The organism is Streptomyces lancefieldiae, assembly GCF_031845825.1.
GTDB lineage: Bacteria > Actinomycetota > Actinomycetes > Streptomycetales > Streptomycetaceae > Streptomyces > Streptomyces lancefieldiae.
This window is the reverse complement of the sequence record NZ_JAVRFH010000205.1, coordinates 1-1507: the sequence shown is the minus strand read 5'-3', so window position 1 is coordinate 1507 and position 1507 is coordinate 1. Positions and strand designations below refer to the sequence as shown.

The following is a 1507-nucleotide window of genomic DNA, read 5'->3' as shown; positions in this document are numbered from 1 at the left end:
GAGGTGCACTGCCGGTACGTCGCGGAGTGGGTGGGCACGAAGCTGCGCTGGAGCCTGGCGGCCGATGAGACGGAGGTGGCGGCCCTGCGTGAGGTGGCGGCCGGGTGTTCGGACCAGAGTGTGACGTACGAGTCGGCCGCGTAACCGGCCTGTGCAGTCCCGTCCCCGCCGCCTCGAGGCGGCGGGGACGGGACTGTGGTCTGTTGTGGTCTGGTGCGGGTGGGTCAGCCGCAGTCGTTGCGGTTGATTTTCAGGGAGCGGGTCTGGTCGTTGAGGTTGTAGCCGCGCAGGTCGTGGATGGAGCCGCCGCTGCGGGTGACGCACACCCACCGGCCACTGTGGTTGCGCTTCTCGTAGACGCGGGCCGTGCGATCACTGTTGTTGCGGATCGAGCTGCCGTGGTCACGGATCGCGGAGGGCAGGTCCTTCACGCTGCCGTCCGAGGCCCGCCTCACCCAGGGCTGCCCACCGAAATTGATCTCGGGATAGATGCACACATAGCCGGACGGGCAGTCGATCGCGGCCCGCTGTGTGCTGGGCTCGGGGGAGGCGGAGGCCGGGGCGGCCAGCGGGAGGATGGTCAGGGCGGCGAAGGCCGCGCCACACATCAGGTTCTTGATCACAGCACTACCCATACGGGCTGCAGGGCGGTGGCCGGGCGGCTTTGCCTGCCGGTTCACTCCAGCGGAGGAACCCGCTGCGCCGCACGGTTCAGCCACGGACGCGAGAGGCCGCCGACAGCGCGGTGAGGATCGCGCCGGGCCAGCCCCGGGTGTGCATGGCCGGCGCCACTGCCCTATAGTTGATCTTGTGAGGCGGTCGCTGCGGCGGCTGTACTCCGTGCGTTGGTCGTCTAAGGAAAGACGTCCCGCTTCCTGCGGGGAAATGCAGGTGCAAGGCCTGCCCGGCGCTCCACACACGTCCCGTACCTGCCACGGCAGGCACGGGACGTCTTCATATCCGCGGCCCCGCTGGGCGCGGGTAGCCGGCCAGGGCCGCGGCACCCGCCGCGTCGGCGGCCAGGACTACCACGTGTGCGCCAACTGCTCCAGCACCGTCCGCCTCCACCGAGGCTCGTTGGGCAGTCGCTCGCTGAACAGTGGCCCATCTCGCCGGGGCCTGGAGGGCCGTTGGCCCGCCGATGCGGACGGCTGGGAAGTGATGGCGAGCGCCTTCCTTCGCATGGTCGGAGCGCGGCACTCTGCCGGCGGGGCATGAGGGAGCACCGCTGTATCCGCTCCGGCCGGTCAGGGCAGCCGCGTGGTCTACGTGCCGGGCAGGGTGCGGGTGGTGCCAGCCGTTGCGCCACCGCTTGCCCGTCCGCAAGTTGATGCCGACGATCCCGGACGCCTCTCTGCTGCTATAGCCCTGCTGCATGAGCTGGAGATATACCTCCCGCTCACGCAGCAGCCGACGGCCGCCCCCACCACGTCTGTCCTTGCGGATCTCGAAGTCCATCGCACCCCTTGAGCTGGGGTGTTGCGACGACCGCTAGAACTCAAGCCCG

1 protein-coding gene and 2 pseudogenes are annotated in these 1507 nt (G+C 69.6%); 1 reads left to right on the top strand and 2 read right to left on the bottom strand.

Annotated elements, in window-relative coordinates; translation table 11 throughout:
* Positions 1-144 (top strand): annotated as a pseudogene (locus tag RM812_RS41625) (HNH endonuclease); the annotation flags it as partial.
* An 80-nt stretch (positions 145-224) separates the two neighbouring features.
* On the opposite strand, the gene RM812_RS41620 reads toward RM812_RS41625, so the two are convergent.
* Together RM812_RS41620 and RM812_RS43470 are read right to left on the bottom strand one after the other, a co-directional pair.
* Positions 225-623 carry a peptidase inhibitor family I36 protein gene (locus RM812_RS41620; RefSeq protein WP_311586144.1) on the bottom strand — a complete coding sequence of 133 codons (399 nt, stop codon included), beginning with the start codon at positions 621-623 and terminating at the stop codon, positions 225-227.
* Positions 624-1284: 661 nt separating this feature from the next.
* Positions 1285-1458 (bottom strand): annotated as a pseudogene (locus tag RM812_RS43470) (helix-turn-helix domain-containing protein); the annotation flags it as partial.
* Between the last annotated feature and the right edge of the window lie 49 nt (positions 1459-1507).